Annotated in this window: 17 protein-coding genes and 2 pseudogenes; 13 read left to right on the forward strand and 6 right to left on the reverse strand. The window is 64.1% G+C overall.

The window, feature by feature from the left end; genetic code table 11:
* Window positions 1-29: 29 nt before the first annotated feature.
* Window positions 30-662 (reverse strand): response regulator transcription factor, encoded by a 633-nt coding sequence (locus tag ACK1VC_RS05880; protein ID WP_024717471.1) that lies wholly within the window; start codon window positions 660-662, stop codon window positions 30-32.
* A gap of 8 nt (window positions 663-670) precedes the next feature.
* On the reverse strand, window positions 671-2,077 hold the full coding sequence (locus ACK1VC_RS05885; protein ID WP_060518241.1) for a sensor histidine kinase: 1,407 nt from the start codon (window positions 2,075-2,077) through the stop codon (window positions 671-673).
* 195 nt (window positions 2,078-2,272) lie between these two features.
* Here ACK1VC_RS05885 and ACK1VC_RS05890 point away from each other — a divergent pair, with 195 nt between their 5' ends.
* The 3 genes from ACK1VC_RS05890 to ACK1VC_RS05900 all read left to right on the forward strand — a co-directional run bounded on the left by ACK1VC_RS05890 (window position 2,273) and on the right by ACK1VC_RS05900 (window position 7,207).
* Window positions 2,273-3,895, forward strand: a complete 1,623-nt coding sequence (locus ACK1VC_RS05890) for an acyl-CoA synthetase (protein ID WP_060518243.1) — start codon at window positions 2,273-2,275, stop codon at window positions 3,893-3,895.
* A 168-nt stretch (window positions 3,896-4,063) separates the two neighbouring features.
* Window positions 4,064-5,833, forward strand: coding sequence for an acyl-CoA dehydrogenase C-terminal domain-containing protein (locus ACK1VC_RS05895; RefSeq protein ID WP_191086671.1), 1,770 nt, complete (start codon window positions 4,064-4,066; stop codon window positions 5,831-5,833).
* 366 nt (window positions 5,834-6,199) lie between these two features.
* Complete coding sequence (locus ACK1VC_RS05900) at window positions 6,200-7,207, forward strand: FecR family protein (protein ID WP_016487420.1); 1,008 nt, start codon at window positions 6,200-6,202, stop codon at window positions 7,205-7,207.
* Window positions 7,208-7,217: 10 nt separating this feature from the next.
* On the opposite strand, the gene ACK1VC_RS05905 is transcribed toward ACK1VC_RS05900, so the two are convergent.
* Window positions 7,218-8,537: a Na+/H+ antiporter family protein gene (locus ACK1VC_RS05905; protein WP_016487421.1), complete on the reverse strand. Its 1,320-nt coding sequence runs from the start codon at window positions 8,535-8,537 to the stop codon at window positions 7,218-7,220.
* A 542-nt stretch (window positions 8,538-9,079) separates the two neighbouring features.
* On the opposite strand from ACK1VC_RS05905, the pseudogene ACK1VC_RS05910 reads away from it, so the two are divergent.
* The 8 genes and pseudogenes from ACK1VC_RS05910 to ACK1VC_RS05945 all read left to right on the forward strand — a co-directional run.
* Window positions 9,080-10,045 (forward strand): annotated as a pseudogene (locus ACK1VC_RS05910) (PDC sensor domain-containing protein); the annotation flags it as partial.
* A 345-nt stretch (window positions 10,046-10,390) separates the two neighbouring features.
* Window positions 10,391-10,903, forward strand: a pseudogene (locus tag ACK1VC_RS05915) (methyl-accepting chemotaxis protein); the annotation flags it as partial.
* A 97-nt stretch (window positions 10,904-11,000) separates the two neighbouring features.
* Window positions 11,001-12,017, forward strand: a complete 1,017-nt coding sequence (locus ACK1VC_RS05920; protein ID WP_016487423.1) for an ABC transporter substrate-binding protein — start codon at window positions 11,001-11,003, stop codon at window positions 12,015-12,017.
* Complete coding sequence (locus tag ACK1VC_RS05925; protein WP_016487424.1) at window positions 12,014-12,862, forward strand: ABC transporter permease; 849 nt, start codon at window positions 12,014-12,016, stop codon at window positions 12,860-12,862. Before ACK1VC_RS05920 ends, ACK1VC_RS05925 begins: the two co-directional genes overlap by 4 nt.
* 90 nt (window positions 12,863-12,952) lie before the next feature.
* On the forward strand, window positions 12,953-13,816 hold the full coding sequence (locus tag ACK1VC_RS05930; protein WP_016487425.1) for a LysR family transcriptional regulator: 864 nt from the start codon (window positions 12,953-12,955) through the stop codon (window positions 13,814-13,816).
* Between the two features lie 223 nt (window positions 13,817-14,039).
* Window positions 14,040-14,957, forward strand: a complete 918-nt coding sequence (locus ACK1VC_RS05935; protein WP_095115161.1) for an AEC family transporter — start codon at window positions 14,040-14,042, stop codon at window positions 14,955-14,957.
* A 34-nt stretch (window positions 14,958-14,991) separates the two neighbouring features.
* Window positions 14,992-15,603: a cell wall hydrolase gene (locus tag ACK1VC_RS05940; protein ID WP_016487427.1), complete on the forward strand. Its 612-nt coding sequence runs from the start codon at window positions 14,992-14,994 to the stop codon at window positions 15,601-15,603.
* Between the two features lie 206 nt (window positions 15,604-15,809).
* The gene (locus ACK1VC_RS05945) at window positions 15,810-16,661 is read left to right on the forward strand and encodes a CAP domain-containing protein (protein ID WP_060518254.1); all 852 of its coding nucleotides are present in this window, start codon (window positions 15,810-15,812) and stop codon (window positions 16,659-16,661) included.
* Between the two features lie 15 nt (window positions 16,662-16,676).
* Here ACK1VC_RS05945 and ACK1VC_RS05950 read toward each other — a convergent pair whose 3' ends face one another.
* The gene (locus ACK1VC_RS05950; RefSeq protein WP_449117874.1) at window positions 16,677-17,651 is read right to left on the reverse strand and encodes a GlxA family transcriptional regulator; all 975 of its coding nucleotides are present in this window, start codon (window positions 17,649-17,651) and stop codon (window positions 16,677-16,679) included.
* 105 nt (window positions 17,652-17,756) lie between these two features.
* On the opposite strand from ACK1VC_RS05950, the gene ACK1VC_RS05955 reads away from it, so the two are divergent.
* Entirely contained in the window at window positions 17,757-18,368 is a 612-nt protein-coding gene (locus tag ACK1VC_RS05955) for a LysE family translocator (RefSeq protein WP_191086673.1), read from the forward strand.
* Window positions 18,369-18,553: 185 nt separating this feature from the next.
* On the opposite strand, the gene ACK1VC_RS05960 is transcribed toward ACK1VC_RS05955, so the two are convergent.
* Both ACK1VC_RS05960 and ACK1VC_RS05965 read right to left on the reverse strand, forming a co-directional pair.
* Complete coding sequence (locus ACK1VC_RS05960) at window positions 18,554-19,753, reverse strand: MFS transporter (RefSeq protein WP_070086538.1); 1,200 nt, start codon at window positions 19,751-19,753, stop codon at window positions 18,554-18,556.
* Window positions 19,754-19,858: 105 nt separating this feature from the next.
* Window positions 19,859-20,764 (reverse strand): LysR family transcriptional regulator, encoded by a 906-nt coding sequence (locus tag ACK1VC_RS05965; RefSeq protein ID WP_016487432.1) that lies wholly within the window; start codon window positions 20,762-20,764, stop codon window positions 19,859-19,861.
* Window positions 20,765-21,048: 284 nt separating this feature from the next.
* Between ACK1VC_RS05965 and ACK1VC_RS05970 the strand changes: the two genes are divergently transcribed.
* Window positions 21,049-23,466, forward strand: coding sequence for a glucose/quinate/shikimate family membrane-bound PQQ-dependent dehydrogenase (locus ACK1VC_RS05970; protein ID WP_191086674.1), 2,418 nt, complete (start codon window positions 21,049-21,051; stop codon window positions 23,464-23,466).
* The last annotated feature ends 51 nt before the right edge of the window (window positions 23,467-23,517 follow it).

Consider the following 23,517-nt stretch of genomic DNA (forward strand, 5'->3'; position numbering starts at 1 on the left):
TCGCGGCACAAGGCCGCTCCCACAAGTGCTTAACGCGCCCGCAGGCCCAGCGCCTCCACGGCCCCGCAGGCAACCGCCATGCCAACCAGCTCCGCCAGGCTGGCCGCCTGCAAGCGCTTCATCACCCGCCCGCGGTACAGGTCCACGGTCTTCACGCTAACCCCCAGCCGCTCGGCAATTTCACGGTTGCTCAAGCCCTGGGCCAACGGCACGAACACGTCACGCTCACGTGGCGTCAGGCCGTCGATCCGCGCCTGCACCATGGCCAGCGCCTGGTCGCCCTGCCGCGCCCGCCCGGCGTGCTCCAGCGCAGCTTGCACGCTGTCGAGCAGCAGCTGGTCGTTATAGGGCTTTTCGATGAAATCACAGGCGCCGGCCTTGAATGCCCGCACCACAATCGGCACATCGGCATGGCCGCTGACGAAGATCACCGGCAGCGCCAGGCCGCGCTCGCGCATCGCCTGCTGCACCGCCAACCCGCCCAGCCCCGGCATACGCACATCCAGCAGCACACAGGCGGGCCCATCGTCGACACAGGCATCGAGAAACGCTTGCCCACTGGCGAACGGCAGGGCTTGCAGGCCCACCGACTGCAACAGCCAGACGGTCGAGTCGCGCATTCCCTGGTCGTCATCGACCACATACACTTTCGCTTGCACCACGCCTCCCCTTATCCCCTGCTGACTGCCAGCCGACAGCACAGTACCAGACCACCATTGTCACCCGCCCGCGCCCACAGGCTGCCGCCAAAGCCTTCGATCAGGCTGCGGCTCATGCTCAAACCCAGGCCCAAACCGTCAGCCTTGCTGGTAGTGAACGGCGTGAAGATGTCATCCAGGCGCTCGGGCGCCACACCTGCGCCCTGGTCCGACACTTCGACCAGCACACCGTCGCCGTCGCGCACTGCGCCGAGCAGGATACGTGACGGCTGTTCGCCGTGCAGTTCGCGGTTGGCATCGATGGCATTGCGCAACAGGTTGAGCAGCACTTGCTCCAGCAACACCTGGTCGGCATACACCGAGGGCAGTTGCGCGCTCATGCGCAGTTCCACCAGCACCTGGTCACGCGCGGCTTCCCACGCACACAGCCGCATGGCTTCCCCAGCCACTTCTGCCACGTCCACCGCCTGCAGCCGCCGTGGTCCTTTGCGCAGGAAGGCGCGCAGGCGGCGAATCACTTCGGCGGCATGGGTGGCCTGCTCGCGGATGCGCTGCAGGCCCTGCCCTACCCGCTCGCGGGCCTGTGGATCACGCTCCAGGCCTTGCAGGTAACGTTGACTGGCGTTGGCATAGTTGACCACCGCAGCCAGTGGCTGATTGATCTCGTGGGCAATGCCTGAAGCCAGCTCGCCGAGGGTGGCCAACCGTGCACTGTGCGCCAGGCTTTCCTGGGCTTCAATGCGCAAGGTGATGTCGCGGGACACACTGACCACCTCCACCACCGAGCCGGTGTAGGTTTCGCGGATGGCCCGGCTGGCAATTTCAAACCAGCGATAGCCGCCAGAGGCCTGGCGCACCCGGCAGGTCATGGTGTGATAGCCATCCTGGTCCAGGGCAGCGGCCGCCTGGCGCAGCACCTGGCGGCGCTCACGCGGGTGCAACAGGGTATGCACGGCGATGCCACGCAATTGCTCGGGCCACAGGCCGAGCAGGCGAAACGCTGCCGGCGAGGCATCCAGAAAACGGCCATCCGGGCTGTGCCGGGAGATCAGGTCGGTGGTGTTTTCAATGATCAGCCGGTACAAGCGCCGGGCGCGGCTGGCTTCCCGTGCGCCTTGGCGCTCTTCGCTGGCGTCGCGACAGCGCCCGAGCACCTGCTGGCCCTGGTCATCCGGAATGAATGACCACAGCACGGTGCGCGCCCCCACTTGCACCTCGACGTCGGCAATCGCCCGATGCTGGCGCAAGCACGCACGCACCAGGGCGGCACAGTTGGCCGGCAGCCAACTGGCCAGCGCCGGGCCTTCGTCAACCCACGCTTGCAGCGCCGCATTGAGTGCCAGTGGCTTGGCGTCGGCTGCCAGCAAAAGGCTGGGTTGTGGGTCCTTGGCAAGCAAGGGGTAAGCAGTCTGGTCCATGGTAGGCGGTTCGTTGTTATAGTAGTTTTACTATATTGCTATAGTCGATATTCCTATTACCATAGCGACTCGCGTAAAACTGCGACAGAAGGAGCGGCCCACCGTCCGCCTCCCTGCACCCTGAACAGAGCTAACAATCAGCCATCGGGGGGCCAAGCGCACAAGCAGCGCCTGCCTCCCTTACAGGATTACCGCATGTCGATCTATGCCCAGGGCCTGATGCCCGCTGCCGTCAACCATGTCGCCCTCACCCCGCTCAGTTTCATCGAACGCACCGCTGCCGTGTACGGCAACTACCCCGCGGTGATCCACGGTGCCATCCGCCGCAACTGGCAAGAAACCTACCAACGCTGCAGGCGCCTGGCCAGCGCCCTTGCGGGCCGTGGCATAGGCCGTGGCGACACGGTGGCGGTGATGCTGCCCAACACCCCGGCGATGCTCGAGGCGCACTTCGGTGTGCCCATGACCGGCGCCGTGCTCAACACCCTGAACGTGCGCCTGGACGCCGAGGCCATCGCCTTCATGCTGCAGCATGGTGAAGCCAAGGTGCTGATTACCGACCGCGAGTTCCATGCGGTGATCGAAGCCGCCCTGGCGTTGCTGGAACACCCGCCCCTGGTGGTGGATGTGGATGACCCGGAGTACGGCGAAGGCCGTGCGGTCAGCGCGCTGGACTATGAAGCCCTGCTCGCCGAAGGCGACCCGCAATTCGCCTGGGAATGGCCGGATGACGAGTGGCAGGCCATTTCACTCAACTACACCTCCGGCACCACCGGCAACCCCAAGGGCGTGGTCTACCACCACCGCGGCGCCTACCTGAACGCGCTGGGCAACCAGATGACCTGGGCCATGGGCCACCGCCCGGTGTACCTGTGGACCTTGCCCATGTTCCACTGCAACGGCTGGTGCTACCCCTGGACCATCACCGCCCTGGCCGGCACCCACGTGTTCCTGCGCCGAGTCGACCCGCAGAAGATCCTGAACCTGATCCGCGAACACCGGGTCACCCACCTGTGCGGCGCCCCGATTGTGCTCAACGCCCTGGTCAACATGCCCGAGGCCGCCAAAGCCGCCATCGAGCACCCGGTACAGGCCATGGTCGCCGGCGCCGCGCCACCGGCCAAGGTCATTGGCGCCGTGGAAGAGATGGGCATCCACGTCACCCACACCTACGGCCTGACCGAAGTCTACGGCCCGGTGACCGTGTGTGCCTGGCATGACGAGTGGAACGAACTGGCGCTGGAAGAGCGTGCGCGGATCAAGTCACGTCAGGGCGTGCGCTACCCGACCCTGGACGGGTTGATGGTGGCCGACCCGCAGACACTCGAGCCGGTGGCACGCGATGGCAATACGCTTGGCGAGATCTTCATGCGCGGCAACACCGTGATGAAGGGTTACCTGAAAAACCCCGAAGCCACCGCCGAAGCGTTCCGTGGTGGCTGGTTCCACACCGGTGACCTGGCCGTGTGGCATGCCGACGGCTATGTCGAGATCAAGGACCGCCTCAAGGACATCATCATTTCCGGTGGCGAGAACATCTCCACCATTGAAGTCGAGGACGCCCTGTACAAACACCCGGCGGTGCTTGAAGCCGCCGTGGTGGCGCGCCCGGATGAAAAGTGGGGAGAAACCCCGTGCGCGTTCATTGCCCTGAAGCCAGGCCGGGAGGACACCCGCGAAGCCGACATCACCGGCTGGTGCCGCGAGCACCTGGCCGGTTTCAAGGTGCCGAAGACCGTGGTGTTTGGCGAGTTGCCCAAGACCTCCACCGGCAAGATCCAGAAGTACGTACTGCGCGACCGGGCCAAAGCCCTCTGAAGCCGTAACGGCCTCGACGTTTCCCTGCAGGAGCAGCCTTGTGCTGCGAAGAGGCCCTCACCGGCGAAGACTACCTTCAGCCATGCCGGCCCTTTCGCAGCACAAGGCTGCTCCTGCACGGGTACGGCGCAATTTTCACAGATATCGTCTTCACTTCAAGAGCCCCTGATGACTACTTACTCCGCCCCGCTGCGCGACATGCGCTTCGTCCTGCATGACGTGTTCAACGCCCCGGCCCTGTGGGCCCGCCTGCCCGCCCTGGCCGAGCGCATCGATGCCGACACCGCCGATGCGATCCTGGAAGAAGCCGCCAAAGTCACTGGCCAGCTGATCGCCCCGCTCAGCCGTAACGGCGACGAGCAAGGTGTGCGCTTCGCCGCCGGCCAGGTCACCACGCCAGACGGTTTTCGCCAAGCCTGGCAAACCTACCGCGAAGGCGGCTGGGTCGGCCTGGGCGGCAACCCGGCATTTGGCGGCATGGGCATGCCGAAAATGCTAGGGGTGCTGTTCGAAGAAATGCTCTATGCCGCCGACTGCAGCTTCAGCCTGTATTCGGCGTTGAGCGCTGGTAGCTGCCTGGCCATCGATGCCCACGCCAGCGAGACGCTCAAGGCCATTTACCTGCCGCCACTTTACGAAGGCCGCTGGGCCGGCACCATGTGCCTGACCGAGCCCCACGCGGGCACCGACCTGGGGCTGATCCGCAGCCGGGCCGAACCCCAGGCCGACGGCAGCTATCGCATCAGCGGCAACAAGATTTTCATCACCGGTGGCGAGCAGGACCTGACCGAGAACATCATCCACCTGGTACTGGCCAAGTTGCCGGATGCGCCCGCCGGCGCCAAAGGCATCTCGCTGTTCCTTGTACCGAAATACCTGATCGAGGCCGATGGCAGCCTGGGCGCGCGCAACGCCGCACACTGCGGTTCGATCGAGCACAAGATGGGCATCAAGGCTTCATCCACCTGCGTGATGAACTTCGACGATGCCAAGGGTTACCTGGTGGGCGAATCGCACAAAGGCCTGGCGGCGATGTTCACCATGATGAACTACGAGCGCCTGTCCATCGGCATCCAGGGCCTCGGTTGCGCCGAAGCGTCTTACCAGAGCGCCGCCCGTTATGCCAACGAACGCCTGCAAAGCCGTGCCGCCACCGGCCCTAAAGCGCAGGACAAGGCTGCCGACCCGATCATCCACCATGGCGATGTACGGCGCATGCTGCTGACCATGCGCACCCTCACCGAAGGTGGCCGGGCGTTTGCCGCCTACGTCGGCCAGCAACTGGACCTGGCGCGTTACGCCGAAGACGCCGGTGAACGTGAGCACGCCCAGCGCCTGGTGGCGCTGTTGACGCCAGTGGCCAAGGCCTTCTTCACCGACAACGGCCTGGAAAGCTGCGTGCTCGGCCAGCAGGTATACGGTGGCCATGGCTACATCCGCGAATGGGGGCAGGAGCAACGGGTGCGTGATGTGCGCATTGCGCAAATCTATGAAGGCACCAACGGTATCCAGGCACTCGACCTGCTGGGGCGCAAGGTGCTGGGCGACGGTGGCCAGGCGCTGGCCAGCTTTGCCGCCGAAGTACGTGCGTTCAGTGTTGATGCACCGCTGCACCGCGAGGCTTTGCAAGCGAGCCTGGCGCGACTGGAGGCCACCAGCGCCTGGCTGCAGGCGCGAGCAGGCGATGATGCCAACCTGGTCAGCGCGGTAGCGGTTGAATACCTGCAACTGTTCGGGCTGACGGCGTATGCCTATATGTGGGCGCGGATGGCGGCGGTGGCCTTGGCCAAACGTGACGAGGATGACGCGTTTCATGGTGCCAAGCTTGCGTGTGCGGCGTTCTTCTTCCAGCGCGTGCTGCCGCGTGGTCTGGGGCTGGAAGCCAGTATCAGGGCGGGCAGCAGCAGCCTTTATGGGCTGGAGCCGGCGCAGTTCTGAAGCCTGCGCATTACCCGTGGGAGCGGGCATGCCCGCGAAGCAGGCCACGCGGTGCATGGCACGGGCTTCGCCCGTGTTCGCGGGGCAAGCCCGCTCCCACAGTGATCGCGCAAGCTTTGTGATTTCGTACAACACAGTTGCCCCACAAGAGGTGCGCGATTACTTGTGGGAGCGGCCTTTTGTCGCGATGGGCTGCAAGGCAGCCCCATGGATTTCCGCCTCCCTGGCGGCACGCGAAGGGTTCTCAAACGCTGAAAAACCGTTGCAAATCCGATGAAAAACCGTCACAACTGATAGTCATTCGCCATTACGTTGGTTCTCGGGAGCCCTCTAGCAAGGGTAGAATATGCAAAATCCGGAGCCGCAATGAACCACGACCGCCTCAACACCAGCCCTGACGATGCCATCACCGACGCCGCCGCGCACTGGTGCATGCGCCTGCACGCTGAAGACTGCACGGCGGGCGAGCGCGAGGCGTTTGCCCGCTGGCTGGCGGCGGACCCGCGGCATGCCGAGGAATACCAGGCAATGCTGGAAATCTGGCAAACCGCCGACCTGTTGCCACGCAACGCCACCGTCGTCGACTTCAACCCGGCCACCCGTCTACCCGCACGCCCGCGCAATTGGCGTCCGCTTGCATCTGCTGCCGCCATCGCCCTGGCCGTGCTGCCGCTGGCCGGCTGGGTGGGCTGGGAACAAGGCTGGCTGCCCAACCACTACCAGCACTTCGAAGCCGGCGACCGCATGCAGACCATCGAGTTGAGCGACGGCAGCACGGTACAGCTCAACCTCCACACCGAGCTTACCTACCTCAACTACAAGGACCAGCGCCAGGTCACGCTCAAGCGCGGCGAGGCGTTCTTCAAGGTGCAGCACGACAGCAACCACCCGTTCATCGTGCATGCCGGCAATGGCCAGACCCGCGTCACTGGCACCCAGTTCAACGTGTGGAAGTACCAGGACCAGGTCAAGGTCACCCTGGTGGAAGGCTCGGTACTGGTATCCAGCGACGGCAACGCCGGTGGCTACCGCCTGGGCCCGGGGATGCAGGCCAGCTACCACAAGGGCGATTTCGAGCCGCAGCTGGAGCAGAGCAATGACTACAGCAACAGCCTTGCCTGGCGCAGTGGCAAGCTGGTGCTCGACAACCTGAGCCTGGAGCAAGCGCTGCCAGTGATCAACCGCTACCTCGACGCGCCGCTGCAGCTGGCCGATGCCAGCACCGGCCGCATCCGCATCAGCGGTATCTACAACACCCGCGAGGTCGCCCGCCTGGTCAACAACCTGCCCAAGGTGCTGCCGATTTACCTGACCCGCAGCAAGGACGGCAGCACCGTGCTCAACCGCATCTCACCGCCGCCCAACAAGGGCTGACACCCTCCCCTTACAGCGTCATCGCTGCCAACCACCCAAACGCCAGCAATGGCAGGTTGTAGTGGATGAAGGTCGGTACCACGGTGTCCCAGATATGGTGGTGCTGACCATCTACGTTCAGGCCCGAGGTCGGCCCCAAAGTCGAGTCAGAGGCCGGCGAGCCTGCGTCCCCCAAAGCGCCAGCAGTACCGACGATGCACACGGTGGCCAGCGGGTCGAACCCCAGTTGCACGCACAGCGGCACAAAGATCGCGGCCAGGATCGGCACCGTGGAGAACGACGAGCCGATGCCCATGGTCACCAGCAGCCCGACCAGCAACATCATCAGGGCACCGATGCCCTTGCTGTGGTCGATCCACCGGGCGGAGGTTTCCACCAGGCTCTGCACCTCACCGGTGGCCTTCATGACGTCAGCAAAACCCGAGGCGGCAATCATGATGAAGCCGATCATGGCCATCATCTTCATGCCTTCGGTAAACAGGCCGTCAGTGTCCTTCCATTTGACGATGCCTGACAGCGAGAAAATCAGAAAACCGACCATGGCGCCGATGATCATCGAGTCCAGCAGCAACTGGACGATGAACGCGGCGGCGATTGCCAGCCCGGCCACCAGCAGTGTCAGCGGGTTGTACTGCACGCTCACCTGCTCCACCTGCTCAATGCGCGCCAGGTCGTAGTCACGCTTCTTGCGGTAGCTGATAAACACCGCCAGGAGCAGGCCGACCAGCATGCCAGCAGCGGGGATGGCCATGGCGTGGGTGACGTTGACACCGCTCACGTCGACACCGGCGCGCGCGACGTTGGCCAGCAGGATTTCATTGAGGAATATGTTGCCGAAGCCCACTGGCAAGAACATGTACGGGGTAATCAGGCCGAAGGTGATCACGCAGGCGATCAGCCGGCGGTCGATGCGCAGGCGGGTCAGTACATACAACAACGGCGGCACCAGCAGCGGAATGAACGCAATGTGGATGGGCAGGATGTTCTGCGACGACACCGCCACCACCAGCATCAGGCCGATCATCAGCCATTTGACCTTGCCGCCATTGGTGTGCCCCTGGCGATCGATCATGGCCAGTGCACGGTCAGCCAAGGCATGGGCCAGGCCCGACTTGGCAATGGCCACGGCAAAAGCGCCCAGCAGAGCGTAGGACAAGGCAACCGTGGCACCACCGCCCAAGCCACCGTTGAACGCCTTTAACGTGCCCTCGATGCCCAGGCCGCCCACCAGCCCACCGACCAGGGCACCGATGATCAGGGCGATGACCACGTGCACGCGGGACAGGCTGAGTATCAGCATGATGCCGACCGCGGCGATCACTGCATTCATGGTTGGCTTACCTCATTACGACAGAAAAAAGCGCGCACTCTGAAGCAGTAGGCTGCAGATGTCAAAAGCGCCATGTTGCGGCACATTACGCAGCGGGGCAGGATTTAAATTGAATGTTTGAATAAAGAAAAAACGCTAGGGGCCGATAACGTGTTGCGCTGGGGGTGCCTGACCCAGCTTCAAAGCCAAAACCCTTAGAGCCCGGAAAAGGGATCCGCCCCATGCCTTTGCGCCAACTTTCCATCCAGTGGAAGATCACCCTGCTCGCCGGCCTCTGCCTGGCCGGCATCGTCACCTTGCTCGTCGGCCTGTCGTTATATCGCATGGACCACAGCTCGGACCTGGTCAAGGCCAGCAGCATGCAGATGCTGACCGAAGCGGCGCAATCGCGCATCGAGTCACAGGGTGAGGTGCAGGCGCTGAACATCCGTCGTCAGTTCATGGACGCCTACCAGTACGGCGCTGGGTTCGCCCGCCAAGTGCTGTTCCTGCGCGAACAGGCAGAAAAGCGCTACCTTGACGCCTTTGACCTGCGCGAAGACATGACACGCCAAGTGCGCACCGCCCTGCAGGCCAACCCCGACCTGCTCGGCCTGTCGCTGGTGTTCGAGCCCAACGCTCTGGACAACAAAGACAGCCTGTTCGCCGGCAAGGCGGAGCTTGGCAGCAACGAAACCGGGCGCTTTGCCCTGTACTGGTCGCAGCCGCGCCCCGGCCAGCTGACCGCCATGGCGCTGCCTGAACAGGACATGGCCAACACCGAGATCGGCCCCAGCGGCCAGCCCGCCAACACCTGGTGGGTCTGCCCGCGTACCACTGGCAAGGTGTGCGTGGTAGAGCCCTACTTCTATGACATCAATGGCCAGCAAGTGCTGATGACCAGCATCGTCTTCCCGCTGGTGGTCAACGGCAAGACCCTTGCCACGCTGTCCATCGACATCAACCTCAACAGCCTGCAGGCCCTGAGCCAGGAGGCCAGCCGCAGCCTGTACGAGGGCCGCATCACGGTCGGTATCCTCAGCCCGGTCGGCCTGCTGGCAGGCTATAGCGCCGATGCCAGCAAGCTGGCCCAGCGCTTCGACCAGGTAGACAAGGCCAAGGGCGCCGAGCTGGTACGCAAGCTGGCCGATGGCAAGATGACCATCCTGCACGACCAGCAGCGCCTGAAGGTGATGGCCGCGTTCCGGCCGATCCCCGACGCGCAACCCTGGGGCGTGCTGCTGGATGTGCCGGAAAACGCACTGACCGGGCCTGCCGAAAAACTGAAGCAGGAACTGGACGCGCTCAACACCAGCGGTACCCTGCTGGAGCTGGGCCTGGGGCTGGCGGCAGCCATTGCCGGCCTGCTGATGGTGTGGTTGATGGCCCGCGGCGTTACCCGGCCGATCCTCGGCGTAGCCGCAATGCTCAAGGACATTGCCAGCGGCGAAGGCGACCTGACCCGCCGCCTGACTTATCAGAAGCAGGACGAACTGGGCGAACTGGCCGGCTGGTTCAACCGGTTCCTCGACAAGCTGCAGCCAACCATCGCCGAGGTCAAACGCTCGGTGCAGGCTGCCCGTGGCACCGCCGACCAGTCTTCGGCAATTGCCACGCAAACCAGCGCCGGCATGGAGCAGCAATACCGCCAGGTTGACCAGGTGGCCACGGCCTCGCACGAAATGAGCGCTACCGCTCAGGACGTGGCACGCAGTGCTTCCCAGGCCGCCCAGGCCGCCCGCGATGCCGACCAGGCCACCCGCGAAGGCCTGGCAGTCATCGACCGCACCACCCAACGCATCGATGCCCTGGCCGCCGACATGAGCAACGCCATGGCCGAAGTCGAAGGCCTGGCGCAGAACAGCGAGAAGATCGGTTCGGTGCTGGAAGTGATCCGCTCGATTGCCGAACAGACCAACCTGCTGGCGCTGAACGCCGCCATCGAGGCCGCCCGCGCGGGTGAAGCCGGCCGTGGCTTTGCCGTGGTTGCCGATGAAGTACGCAACCTGGCCCGACGCACCCAGGAGTCGGTAGAAGAAACCCGCCAGGTGATCGAGGCCTTGCAGGACGGCACCCGCGAAGTGGTCGGTGCCATGGACAACAGCCACCGTCAGGCCCAGGGCGGGGTCGAACAGGTTGGCCAGGCCGTGACTGCGTTGCAGCGTATCGGCCAGGCGGTGACGGTCATTACCGACATGAACCTGCAAATAGCCTCGGCCGCCGAGGAGCAAAGCGCGGTGGCCGAAGAGATCAACAGCAACGTGGCAACGATCCGCGATGTCACCGAATCGCTGTCGGGGCAGGCCAACGAGTCGGCGCGTGTCAGCCAGTCCTTGAACAGCCTCGCCAACCAGCAGCAGGCGCTGATGGACCAGTTCCGCGTTTGAGGTAAACGGGGCCGCCCCAAGCAGCCCTGCCCTGCGCCAACACCTCGTCGTCTACACTTGCCCCCACCCCCAAGGCGCGGTAAACGACGAGGTCTGGATGAACAAGTTTTCAACGCTGCTGGCCGGCTTGTTGCTGGCCGTAGGCCTGGCCAGCACCGACAGTGCTGTATCGGCAGAGCAACCCTCCCCCATCCACTTTGGTGCCATAAGCTGGGAAAGCGGCGCCCTCACCACCGAAATTCTGCGGCTGATTGCGGAGCGCGGCTATGGCTACGCCACCGACACCCTGCCCGGCAGCACCGTCAGCATGGAAGTGGCCTTGGCCCGCAACGACCTCCAGGTGATCGCCGAAGAGTGGGCCGGGCGCAGCCCTGCGTGGGTCAAGGCGGAACAGGAAGGCCAGGTTTTCGCACTGGGCAATACGGTCAAAAATGCAGAAGAAGGCTGGTGGGTACCCGCGTACGTGATCGAGGGCGACGCTGTTCGCAAGCTGAAGCCTTTGGCGCCCGAACTGCGCAGCGTCGATGACCTCAAGCGCTACCCACAGGTATTTCGTGACCCCGAGTCACCCGACAAGGGCCGTTTTTTGAACAGCCCCAGCGGCTGGACATCGGAAACGGTCAACAGCCAGAAACTCAAGGCGTATGGCCTGGATGAGCTGTACACGAACTTTCGCAGTGGCTCCGGTGCGGCGATGGACGCCGAAATCGCCTCCGCCATCCGCCGTGGCCAGCCGGTGCTGTTCTACTACTGGAACCCGACCCCGCTGATGGGGCGATACAAACTCATCCGCTTGCAAGAACCACCGTTCGATGCCCAGGCCTGGGCCACCCTGACAGATGCCGGCAACCCTAACCCAAAGGGCAGCCGCTCACTGCCGGCGAAACTGTCCATCGGCGTATCCAAGGCCTTCCGTGATGGCTACCCGGACCTGGTGACGGTGTTCGAGCAGGTCGACCTGCCGATCGATCGGCTCAACAAGGCGCTGGCCGTCATGAGTGAAAAGCGCACGCCACCGCGCGAGGCCGCACTCGCCTTCCTGCGTGACAATCGCGATGTGTGGAAAGCCTGGCTGCCCGCAGACGTCGCCGACAAGGTCGAGGGCAGCCTGTGAGCACCGGCTTTCCCCAAGCGCTGCAGTTTTCTTTCGCTGAAAGCGTAAACAGGCTGGTCGACTGGCTGGTACTCAATTACGGCGATCAGTTGCGCGCGGTTTCAGACCAGCTGCTGCAACTGCTGGTCGGCCTGGAGAACCTGCTGCGCCTGCTGCCCTGGTGGCTGTTGTTGCTGCTGGTTGGCCTGCTTGCCTGGCACGCCAGCCGCAGCCTGCTGCGCAGCGCGGTACTGGTGGCGCTGCTGGCGCTGATTGGCATGCTCGGGCTGTGGGACAAGCTGCTGCAAACCTTGGCCTTGGTACTGGTGAGCACCGGTTTGTGCGTGCTGGTGGGCGTGCCGCTGGGCATACTGCTCGCGTCCCGGCCACTGGCCAGGCGGCTACTGTTACCCGTGCTGGATGTGATGCAGACGCTGCCGGCCTTCGTTTACCTGATCCCGGTGCTGATGCTGTTCGGCCTGGGCAAGGTCCCTGCCGTGTTCGCCACGCTGATCTACGCCCTGCCGCCACTGGTGCGGCTGACCGAACTGGGCCTGAGCCAGATCGACCCTTCGCTGCTGCAGGCCGCACACGGCCTGGGGGCCAGCCGCTGGCAGCGGTTACGGCGCATTGCGCTGCCACTGGCGCTGCCAAGCATCATGGCTGGGCTCAACCAGTCGGTAATGATGGCCTTGTCGATGGTGGTGGTGGCATCGATGATCGGTGCCCGCGGTTTGGGTGAGGATGTGCTGGCGGGAATCCAGACCCTGAACGTCGGCCAGGGTGTGGAGGCCGGCCTGGCGATCGTCGCCTTGGCCATGGTGATCGACCGGATCAGCCAAGCGTATGGGCGTATTGCGCGCTGAACAAGGTTGCCTGTCGCGGCCCTGGCTTGCCGGCGACAGGGCCGGGCCTGACAATACTGCCCTGTCAGCTTGTAACCGGACCGCTTCCGCATGTCTCTCAAAGCCCTGCGCACCCTGGTAACCATCGCCCGCCACGGCACCTTTGCCCGCGCAGCCGACTTGCTCAGCCTTACCCCTTCGGCGGTGAGCCTGCACATCAAAACCCTTGAAGACGAGTTAAAGGTCCCCCTGTTCGACCGCAGCCGCAGGCAGGTGGTGCTGACCGAAGCAGGCCAACTGGCAGTCGCCCGCGCCGAGAGCATTCTGGCTGCCTACGACGAACTGGCCGACGCCCTGGCCAGCGGCCCGAGCCTGCGCGGCCGCCTGCGCCTGGGCGCGATCCACACCGTACTGGCGCGGCGCCTGCCCAAGGCGCTGGTGTGGATCAAGGCCCACTACCCGCAGCTGCATATCAGCGTGGCCTCGGGCATGTCGGCGGAGCTGGCACGTCGGGTGGAGGACGGTGAACTGGACGCGGCCATCACCACTGAGCCCGTCAGCCCGTACCCACAGAGCCTGGATTTCACACCACTGTTCGAGGACCGCTTCTGGGCCATTGCCAGCCCCGAATTGGCCGGGTACAGCGTACCGGAGCTGCTCGCCAGTCAACCGTTCCTGCGCTTCGACAAGCGTGCCTGGGCCGGGCGGCAGATCGAGCAGGAGCTCCGTCGTCAGCATTTGCAGGTGAGCGAGCAGATGGAACTGGACAGCCAGGAAGCGCTGGCAAGCATGGCCGTCATGGGCCTGGGCGTGGCGATCATCCCCATGGCAGACGACGACCTGAAACGCCTGCCGCCGGCCACCTGCCTGCCATTTGGCGAACCGCAACTGACCCGGCGGGTGGTGTTGCTGGAGCATGAGAAAAGCCAACGGCGGCATTTGAGTGCGGTGTTGAAGACTGCGCTTGAAGCTTGAGAATGCAGGGGCTGCTTTGCAGCCCAATCGCGACGCAAGGCCGCTCCCACAGGGTCCGTGCTGCACTCAACCCTGTGGGAGCGGCCTTGCGTCGCGATTGGGGCGCAAAGCGCCCCCCTGCGAAACATGCATTTATTCTCAACAGTCAGTGCAGAAAACAACGGTTTTACAAACCATTTCGCACCCGTAGTCTGTGCCCGTACCCGACCACGGAACGTCGACCATGCTTCAATTGCTGCTGACCACCCTGCTACCCATCATCCTGCTGATTACCCTGGGTACCTTCCTGCGCCTGCGCGGCTTTCTGGCCGAAAGCTTCTGGCCCGGCGCTGAGCGCCTGAGCTACTACGTACTGCTACCTTCGCTGTTCCTGCACGGCCTGGCCACCGCCAACCTCGACGGCGTACCGGTGATGGGCATGGTCGGTGTGCTGATGCTCTCGACCTTGGCCGGCGCCGTGCTGCTGGTGCTGTACCAAGGCGCGATCAACCACGATGGCGCTGACTTTACCTCGGTCTTCCAGGGCGGTATCCGCTTCAACAACTACATCGGTGCCACCCTGGCCGCCGGCCTCTACGGCAGCGCCGGCATCGCCCTTGCAGCGGTGGCCAATGCCGCCATCGTGCCCTTGGTCAACCTGCTCTGCGTGCTGGTGTTCGCCCGTTTCAGCGCCCGCCACAGTTCACCGACCACGGTGCTACGGGCAATCTTCGCCAACCCGTTGATCGTCGGCTGTGCCGGCGGCCTGCTGCTGCGGGTGACGGGCCTGGGCTTGCCGCCAGGCATCGAACCCACCGTCAAGGCGCTGGGCCAGGCGGCGCTACCGATGGGGCTGTTGTGTGTGGGCGCAGCGCTGGGTGGGGCCAGCCTGGGCCAGCAGGTGCGCCCGCTGATGGCAGCGTCGGCGTTCAAATTCCTGGTCATGCCCTTGACCACCTGGGGGCTGTGCCGCGTGCTGGGCCTGAGTGGCCAGGCCGCGGTGGTGGCGGTGCTGTTCCAGGCCCTACCCACTGCCTCGTCCTCCTATGTAATGGCCAGGCAGATGGGTGGCAACGCCCCCCTTATGGCCACCATCATTGCCCTGCAGACCGTAGCTGCCGCGGCCACCCTGCCTTTGGTATTAATGCTTACGCTTGGCTAGACTGGCAATCAGCCCCCCTTTCGGAAGCACTGTCATGCGCGCTACCTGGATAGTGATTGGCTTGACCTTGGCCCTGATCGCAGGCCCCTTGCATGCGGCCGACACGGCAAAGGCCGCAGTGGCCGAAGGCAAGGCCGAAGTGCTGGAAGAAAAGGTGGCCAACGATGCACCACCTCCGAAAAAAACGGAAAAACTGACCTCAAGCGAAGCCCAGGCAGTCGACCCGGCCGGCCAGGCGCCGCTGGACGACAGCCTCACCTGCCTGGCACGCACCATCTACTGGGAAGCCAAGGGCGCCGATGCGCAAGACATGTCAGCCGTGGCCAGTGTTGTGATCAATCGCCTGGGCCATGATGGCTTCCCCGATACCATCTGCGGCGTGGTCAAGCAGGGCGTGGAAACCAAGGCCTGCCAGTTTTCCTGGTGGTGCGACGGGCGCCCTGACCAGGTCGAGGAAGCGCAACGCTACGCTGTGGCCAAAGAAATTGCACGCAAGGCGCTCAACCAGCAATTGAAAGACCCTACCGGCGGTGCGCTGTACTTTCACGACCGCACGGTGCACCCCGACTGGGCCAAGGCTTACCGCAAGACTGCGCAGACCACGCACTTCCTGTTCTACAGGCCGAACCAGGCGTTGGCCCGGTGATGCGTACACAGCCGAACGCGCTAGCTCGATACGAATGATTAGCAACTCATCGCACTTTTCCGGCGACCATTGGTCTACTCCCTCTTATGCCGCCAGCAGCGATTGCCGGCGCCGTCATTGCTTTACACCCGCTAGGGCCAAAAGCCCCAGGCTTGTGTAGGATGAGCAGCGCATACCACGACGCTGCCAGTCATAGGGAGATCCACATGCGCGTCCTGTCATCCGTTGCCGCCTTGTCGCTGGGCTTGGTCATGTCGACCGGGGCACTGGCTGTCACCGGCGAAGAGGCGCAACTGATCGAGTCGATCAATGTCTACCGCAGCAAGGCCCAGCCCTGCGGTGGTGAGGCGTCGCTGGAGCTGCCCCCGCTCAACAGCGACACCCGCCTGGCGTTGTCGCCAGAGGGCACCCGCGACCTGCAGCAGGCCATGACCCGCGCCGCCTACCCCATGGTCAATGTCCAGGCCATCAGCCTGTCGGGGCCACGCGATGCACGTGCGGCCATGCGTGCCATCGAAGAAAGCTTCTGCCAAGTGGTGCTCGACCCGCAGTTCGTCGATATCGGCGTCAGCCAGGAGGGCCGCGACTGGCGCATCGTGCTGGCCCGGCCGCTGCTCAGTGGCCGCCTGGGCGACTGGCAGGCCGAGGGGCAGAAGGTATTGCAAGAAATCAACGCGGCGCGCAAGGTACCGCGCCAATGCGGCGGCCAGCCGTTCGCCGCAGCCCCCGCGTTGAGCTGGAGCACAGTGCTGGCCGGGGTGGCTGCCAACCACACGCGGGCCATGGCCAACCAGAACTTCTTCGACCACATCGACAAGGATGGCCGCACGCCCGGTGACCGGGCCGAGCTGGCAGGCTACCTTTACCAGCAAGTCGGGGAAAATATCGCAGCCGGGCGTGACACCGCGCACAAGGTGGTTGATGGCTGGCTGGAGAGCCCGGGGCATTGCGCCACGCTGATGAACCCGGAATTCCGTGAGCTGGGTGCCGCCTATGCCGTGGACCCGAAAAGCGATGCCGGGATCTACTGGACCGGCTTGTTCGGCACACCGCAGTGAATGCTGCGCCGGGTTTCAGCCTGGATGATTGGCTGCCCGCAACGCCACGGCCGTGCAGCCAAACCGCCGCCGGACGCATTTACCCAGGTAACTGGCATCGCCCAGCCCCACCTCATCGGCAATCTGCGCCAGGCTGTGGCTGGAGTTGAGCAAGCGCCAGCGCGCCTGCTGCAGGCGCATTTCCAGCCACCAGGCCTTGGCGCTCATGCCGTGGCTGGCCTGGAACTGCCGGTCCAGCTGGCGCCGGCTGATACCCAGTTCAGCGGCCAGTTGCTCCACCGCCAGTGGGTTGCCCAAATGGTGGCGCATCAGGGCTTGTGCCCGCTGTACCTGGCGCCCCTGGCCCACGCCCGGCTCCAGCGAGCGCAAGGCATGGCGGCTGTCGCGGGTTTCGTCCACCAGCATGTCGGCCAGCCCTTTAAGCGCCCGGGTTCGCCCACAGGACAGTGACAACAGTGCCACTGCCAGGTCAATGGCCGCCGTGCCACCAGCGCAGGTGATACGGCCTGCATCTATGCAATACAGTTGATCGCGCAGCACCTGCACCTGTGGGAACGCTGCACGGAACTCGGCTTCGTGACGCCAGTGCACGACCACCTTGTGCCCCCTGAGCAAACCGCACGCAGCCAACAGGAAGGCGCCATTGTCGACCCCCACCAACTTGACCCCGGCTTTGCCGGCTTGCCTTAGCAAGGCTTGGTAGTGCGGCGCCAATGCAGCCGTTGCCATGGCGTTGCGCCCGCCGAACACCACCAGATAGTCGAAACTGGCCAGATCGGGCTGGTCGGCCCTCGCCTCGACCTGCACCACCGCACCGCTGCTCGACGGCACCGGGTCGAGGGTGAGCCCTGCCACGCTCCAGCTGCAATAGCGCTGCTGGCTGTAGTCTTCGTCGTCGGCGCTGAAACGCAATTTGTCGAGAAAACCACCGAATGGCAGCAGGGCAAAATCCGGTAACGGCAGGATTAGCAGGCGGATATCAGGCAGCATGGCATTGCGTCCAGACACGACTATTCAATGTCCAGATCATACCCTTGCTGATGGGGCTGTGCGCCTTAGACTGCCAGCCTCCCAGTCACCAAGGTTACAAGCATCATGGCACTCGACACCTGGCTCATCTACCTGCTGGCCAGCATCGGCCTGTCACTGACACCCGGCCCGAACAGCCTGCTGGCCCTGACCCATGGCGCCCTGTATGGTGCCCGCCGCACGTTGTTTACCATTGTTGGCGGCGTGTTCGGTTTCAGCGCGCTGATCGCCTTGGCCATGTTTGGCCTGAGCGCCTTGCTGCAGACGTCGGCCGCCGTGTTGAGCGTGCTCAAATGGGTGGGCGGCGCCTACCTGGTCTGGCTGGGTATCCAGCTGTGGCGTAGCCCTGGTTTGCACATGGAGTTGACCGACCGCAGTGCACGCCTTGGCAATGCAGGTTTGTTCCGCCAAGGCTTGTTGTCGGCCATGGCCAACCCCAAGGTGCTGCTGTTCTATGGCGCCTTCCTGCCGCAGTTCATCGACCCGCAGCGCGGGCTGATGCTGCAGTTCGTGGTGATGGCGGCGACCTTTGCCAGCGTCGAGTTTCTGGTCGAGTACCTGCTGGCGCGCCTGGCGTTTCGCCTCCGGCCGTGGCTGGCCAAGGGGGGTAAAGGTTTCAACCGCTGCTGCGGCAGCCTGTTTGCCGTGATTGGCGTGGCGCTGCCGCTTGCTCGATAGCCCCTGAACATGGCGGCTGCCCTTTCATAGAGCAGAACATGACTCATTGATTTTGCAGGCGCGCTGTGGGAGCGGGCTTGCCCCGCGAACACCGGCAAAGCCGGTGCCATGCACCGCGGGGCCCCCTTCGCGGGACAAGCCCGCTCCCACAAAGTGGACTGCCCCCCACAAGGACCGCACACCGTTCATGCCCGGGGCGCCTTGGCCAGAAAGGTGATCAATGCCACACCCGGCAATCCCGCCCCCACCAGCGCGATGCCCTGCCAACCAAACTGGGAAAACAGCGCACTGGCCACTGCCGACCCCAGCGCCCCGCCCACGAAGATGCTGGTCATGTACACCGCATTCAGCCGCCCGCGGCTCGCCGGGTCCAGTGCATACACTTCGCGCTGGCCGATGACCATGTTCATCTGCACCGCAAAGTCCAGCAGTACGCCAGTCAGGCCCAGGCCGATCACGCTGTAGCCCGGCACCGTCAACCCGAGCAACAACGCCGCCGGCGCCAGCAGCAGCGCAAGCAGCGAGCCGGCCCGCGCATGCCCGGCGTCTGCCAGGCGGCCAGCCAAGGGGGCGGCAACGGCACCCACCGCGCCCACGAGGGCGAACACGGCAATCTGGGTCTGCGACAGGCCATGCTCACCCGCCAGCGCCATTGGCACCGCGGTCCAGTAAAGGCTGAATGCTGCGAACATCAGTGCCTGGTACAACGAGCGCTGACGCAACAGCGGATAGCGGCGCAACAATGTGAGCAACGACAGCATCAATCCGGCATAGCTGGCTTTGTGCTCGGGTCGCCGCTGCGGCAGGGTCAGGGCCAGCAGCAAAATGATCGCCAGCATCACCCCGGCTGCGCCAATGAACACCGCGCGCCAGCCGAAATGGTCGGCCACCAGGCTGGACAACGGCCGCGCCAGCAGGATACCCAGCAACAACCCGCCCATGATGTTACCGACTACCCGACCACGCTGCTGCTCCGGCGCCAGGTGCGCCGCCAGCGGAATGAGCATTTGCACCGCCACCGAACTGAAGCCGATCAACAAGGCATAGCCCAGAAACAGCAGGCCCTGGCCGCTGCTGCTGGTCCCCGCCAGCAGCAGGCTGACACAGGCCAGCACAGCAGTGGCGACCATCAGGCGGCGGTTTTCCAGCAGGTCAGCCAGCGGGACCAGCAACAGCAGGCCCAGGGCATAACCCAGCTGGGTCAGTGAAACTATCAGGCTGGCATGCTCGGTGGACAGCCCCAGGTCCGGAGCGATCAAACCGACGATGGGCTGGGCGTAGTAGATGTTGGCGACGATCGCGCCGCAGCAGAACGCCAGCAGCACTACCAGCGCACGGCTGAGGCCGGTGGTTGCGGGCTGCCCGGCGGCAAGGGAGGGATTCATGCGAGGTTCCTGGACAAGGGATGGAATATGCCGGCTACCTTAACCAGCCATGCCAGTGCCGAGAATCCGGTTGTAGCGCAACGCGCTTTTGCGCACCGCGCAACGCTAGTTATGCTGACCTGACAAACTTTCGCAAAAATCGATAAATGCTTTCACCCGCCGCGAACCACGGTGGTTGGGCAAGTAAAGGGCATTGATGTTGTCATTGGCCGTGCCAGGGCTGGCTCGCCAGTCAGGGAACAGCCGCAGCAGGCGCCCGGCCAGCACATCCTCGCGCACCAGCCAGTCGGCCAGCAGCGCGATGCCACTGCCCGCCAGTGCAGTTTCGCGCAACATGTCGGCGTTGGCGCTGCGCAACGGCCCGGTAACGTCCAGTTCCAGGCTGTCCTGACCTCTCACCAGGCGCCAGGGCCGCGCTTTTTGCCCGTAACGAAAGCGCAGGCAGGCATGCTCAAGCAGCTGCCGGGGGTGCTGCAGGGTGTCGCGCCCGGCCAGGTAAGCCGGGCTGGCCACCAACCAACGCTCGAAGCGCCCGAGCTGGCGACAGACCAGTTCGTCGTTGGGCGAGGGGTCGCCCAGGCGAATCGACAAGTCGTAACGCCCGTCCAGCAGGTCATCCAGGCGGTCGCTGAGATCGATGTCCAGCTCAAGCGCAGGGTGTCGCGCCAGAAACGCCCCCAGGTGCGGCGCGATCACCCGCCTGCCGAACTCCACCGGCAGGCACAGGCGCAATACGCCGACAGGCTGCTCGCCACGGTCGGCAACACTGGCATCGGCCTCGTCCAAGGCTTCGAAAATACCCCGCGCACGCTCATAGTAGCGGGCGCCAGCTTCGGTCAGGCTGACCTGGCGAGTCGAGCGGTTGAGCAACGTGGCGCCCAGCGCCGTTTCCAGGGCGTCGACCAGCCGCGTTACCGACGAAGTGGCCAGCCCAAGCCTGCGCGCAGCGGCAGAAAAGCCCTGTGCATCAACGGTGGCCACGAACATCTTCATCGCCAGGAATTTGTCCATTTGCTGCCTGTTTTCCAAATCTCAGCAAGTTCTTACAAACAGCCGAGCGGGTCAAGACGCATGATGGCTGGCCACTTTTGTACTCGACCAAAGTATGAATGCAGATTGCAGAGCCAGCTTTAACCACCCGTTTAATGCTTTTTTCGTCACCTGATCTAAACTTTTAACGACATCATCGCACGTTCAGCCCTGCGACAATCAGCCTCATTAAATTATGTACCAACTTGTTAATTAGCAAGCTAAGGGCTTAGACTGCGCGCATTCCACCTGCTGAGATCCCTGGCATGAACGAAACTCCGCGCGCTTCTGGCGCCACAAACATTATCCTGATCGGCCTGGGCGTGATCATCGCCCTGCTCGGCCTCCTCCTGGCTGCTGGCGGCATCAAGCTGGCCGGCCTGGGCGGTTCGTTGTACTTCCTGATCGGCGGACTGGCCATGGCCATCGCCGGTGTCCTTATCGCCTGCCGCAAGAAGACCGGCGCCTGGCTGTACGCGGCGTTCCTGATCGGTACCGCGATCTGGGCGCTGATCGACACTGGCCTGGTGTTCTGGCCACTGTTCTCGCGCCTGTTCATGTTTGCCGCGATCGGCATGGTGGTAGCACTGATCTACCCGCTGCTGGCCCGTGCCAACGGCGCCAGTGCCGGCCGTGGTGCCTACGGCATTGCCGGGGTGATGGCCGTGGCACTGGTGATTGCCGCTGGCAACATGTTCGTTGCCCACCCAAGCGTCGCCCCAACCGGCAAAGGGCCGGGCATGACCCCGGTCGAAGCTGGCAAAGAGCAGAAGGACTGGGCCCACTACGGCAACACCGAAGGTGGCAGCCGCTTCGCCGCGCTGGACCAGATCAACCGCGACAACGTGAACAAGCTGAAGGTGGCCTGGACCTACCACACCGGTGACGTGGCCATCAGCGATGGCAACGGTGCCGAAGACCAGCTGACCCCGTTGCAGATCGGCAACAAGGTGTTCATCTGCACCCCGCACAACAACTTGATCGCCCTTGATGCCGACACCGGCAAAGAGCTGTGGAAGAACGAAATCAACGCCCAGTCCAAGGTCTGGCAGCGTTGCCGTGGCATGGCCTACTTCGACGCCACTGCCGCCATCGCCCAGCCGACCCAGCCGAACAGCTCGCCGGTCGCCGGCGGGAGCGTGCCGGCCGGTGCCAACTGCCAGCGTCGCCTGCTGACCAACACCATCGATGGCCGCCTGATTGCCGTCGACGCCGACAACGGCGAGTTCTGCCAGGGCTTCGGCAACAACGGCCAGGTCAATCTGATGACCGGCCTGGGCAATGTGCCGGATTCCTATTACCAACTGTCCTCCGCACCGCTGATGGCCGGTACCACCGTGGTGGTCGGCGGCCGTGTTGCCGACAACGTCCAGACCGACATGCCAGGCGGCGTGATCCGTGGTTTCGACGTGATCACCGGTGAAATGCGCTGGGCCTTCGACCCGGGCAACCCGGAAGACCGCCAGGCACCGCAGGGCGACAGTACCTACGTGCGCAGCACCCCGAACAGCTGGGCACCGATGTCCTACGACCCGGCGATGAACACCGTGTTCCTGCCAATGGGTTCGTCGTCCACCGACATCTACGGTGTAGAGCGCAGCAAGCTGGACCACACCTACGGCGCTTCGGTGCTGGCCCTGGACGCCACCACCGGCAACCAGAAATGGGTGTTCCAGACCGTGCACAACGACCTGTGGGACTTTGACCTGCCGATGCAGCCAAGCCTGATCGACTTCACCAAGGACGACGGCCAGTCGGTACCTGCGGTGGTGATCGGCACCAAGGCCGGGCAGATCTACGTGCTTGATCGCGCCACCGGCAAGCCGCTGACCCAGGTCGACGAAGTACCGGTCAAGCCAAGCAACATCCCGAACGAACCTTACTCCCCAACCCAGCCGAAGTCTGTGGGCATGCCGCAAATCGGCGCGCAAACCCTGACCGAGTCGGACATGTGGGGCGCCACCCCGTATGACCAGCTGCTGTGCCGCATCGACTTCAAGAAAATGCGCTACGACGGCCTGTACACCGCACCGGGCACCGACCTGTCGCTGAGCTTCCCGGGTTCGCTGGGTGGCATGAACTGGGGCAGCATTTCTACCGACCCGGTACACGGCTTCATCTTCGTCAACGACATGCGCCTGGGCCTGTGGATCCAGATGATTCCGTCGCAGAACAAAGGCGGTGCGGCGTCCGGTGGCGAAGCGCTGAACACCGGCATGGGCGCAGTACCGCTCAAGGGCACCCCCTATGCGGTGAACAAGAACCGCTTCCTGTCGGTAGCCGGCATTCCGTGCCAGGCACCACCGTTCGGCACCCTGACCGCCATCGACATGAAGACCCGCCAGGTGGCCTGGCAAGTACCGGTTGGCACCGTTGAAGACACCGGCCCGCTCGGTATCCGCATGCACCTGCCGATCAAGATCGGCCTGCCAACCCTGGGCGGTACCTTGTCGACCCAAGGCGGCCTGGTGTTCATCGCCGGCACCCAGGACTTCTACCTGCGCGCCTACGACAGCAGCAACGGTAACGAAATCTGGAAGGCTCGCCTGCCAGTGGGCAGCCAGGGCGGCCCGATGACCTACGTTTCGCCGAAAACCGGCAAGCAGTATGTGGTAATCACTGCTGGCGGTGCGCGCCAGTCGACTGACCGCGGCGACTACGTGATTTCTTACGCCTTGCCGTAAACCCGCGTCGCCCCCTTCGCGGTGAACCCGCTCCCACGAGGTCAGCACTGG

This window comes from Pseudomonas sp. XP2, from assembly GCF_053557975.1.

What these genes read in the sequence shown, in the direction of transcription:
- ACK1VC_RS05945 (WP_060518254.1), top strand. Translation starts at nt 15,810, where the DNA reads ATGCGCGTCCTGTCATCCGTTGCCGCCTTGTCGCTGGGCTTGGTCATG.
- ACK1VC_RS05890 (WP_060518243.1), top strand. Translation starts at nt 2,273, where the DNA reads ATGTCGATCTATGCCCAGGGCCTGATGCCCGCTGCCGTCAACCATGTC.
- ACK1VC_RS05905 (WP_016487421.1), bottom strand. Translation starts at nt 8,537, where the DNA reads ATGAATGCAGTGATCGCCGCGGTCGGCATCATGCTGATACTCAGCCTG.
- ACK1VC_RS05970 (WP_191086674.1), top strand. Translation starts at nt 21,049, where the DNA reads ATGAACGAAACTCCGCGCGCTTCTGGCGCCACAAACATTATCCTGATC.
- ACK1VC_RS05955 (WP_191086673.1), top strand. Translation starts at nt 17,757, where the DNA reads ATGGCACTCGACACCTGGCTCATCTACCTGCTGGCCAGCATCGGCCTG.
- ACK1VC_RS05935 (WP_095115161.1), top strand. Translation starts at nt 14,040, where the DNA reads ATGCTTCAATTGCTGCTGACCACCCTGCTACCCATCATCCTGCTGATT.
- ACK1VC_RS05920 (WP_016487423.1), top strand. Translation starts at nt 11,001, where the DNA reads ATGAACAAGTTTTCAACGCTGCTGGCCGGCTTGTTGCTGGCCGTAGGC.
- ACK1VC_RS05895 (WP_191086671.1), top strand. Translation starts at nt 4,064, where the DNA reads ATGACTACTTACTCCGCCCCGCTGCGCGACATGCGCTTCGTCCTGCAT.
- ACK1VC_RS05950 (WP_449117874.1), bottom strand. Translation starts at nt 17,651, where the DNA reads ATGCTGCCTGATATCCGCCTGCTAATCCTGCCGTTACCGGATTTTGCC.
- ACK1VC_RS05930 (WP_016487425.1), top strand. Translation starts at nt 12,953, where the DNA reads ATGTCTCTCAAAGCCCTGCGCACCCTGGTAACCATCGCCCGCCACGGC.
- ACK1VC_RS05940 (WP_016487427.1), top strand. Translation starts at nt 14,992, where the DNA reads ATGCGCGCTACCTGGATAGTGATTGGCTTGACCTTGGCCCTGATCGCA.
- ACK1VC_RS05960 (WP_070086538.1), bottom strand. Translation starts at nt 19,753, where the DNA reads ATGAATCCCTCCCTTGCCGCCGGGCAGCCCGCAACCACCGGCCTCAGC.
- ACK1VC_RS05885 (WP_060518241.1), bottom strand. Translation starts at nt 2,077, where the DNA reads ATGGACCAGACTGCTTACCCCTTGCTTGCCAAGGACCCACAACCCAGC.
- ACK1VC_RS05900 (WP_016487420.1), top strand. Translation starts at nt 6,200, where the DNA reads ATGAACCACGACCGCCTCAACACCAGCCCTGACGATGCCATCACCGAC.
- ACK1VC_RS05965 (WP_016487432.1), bottom strand. Translation starts at nt 20,764, where the DNA reads ATGGACAAATTCCTGGCGATGAAGATGTTCGTGGCCACCGTTGATGCA.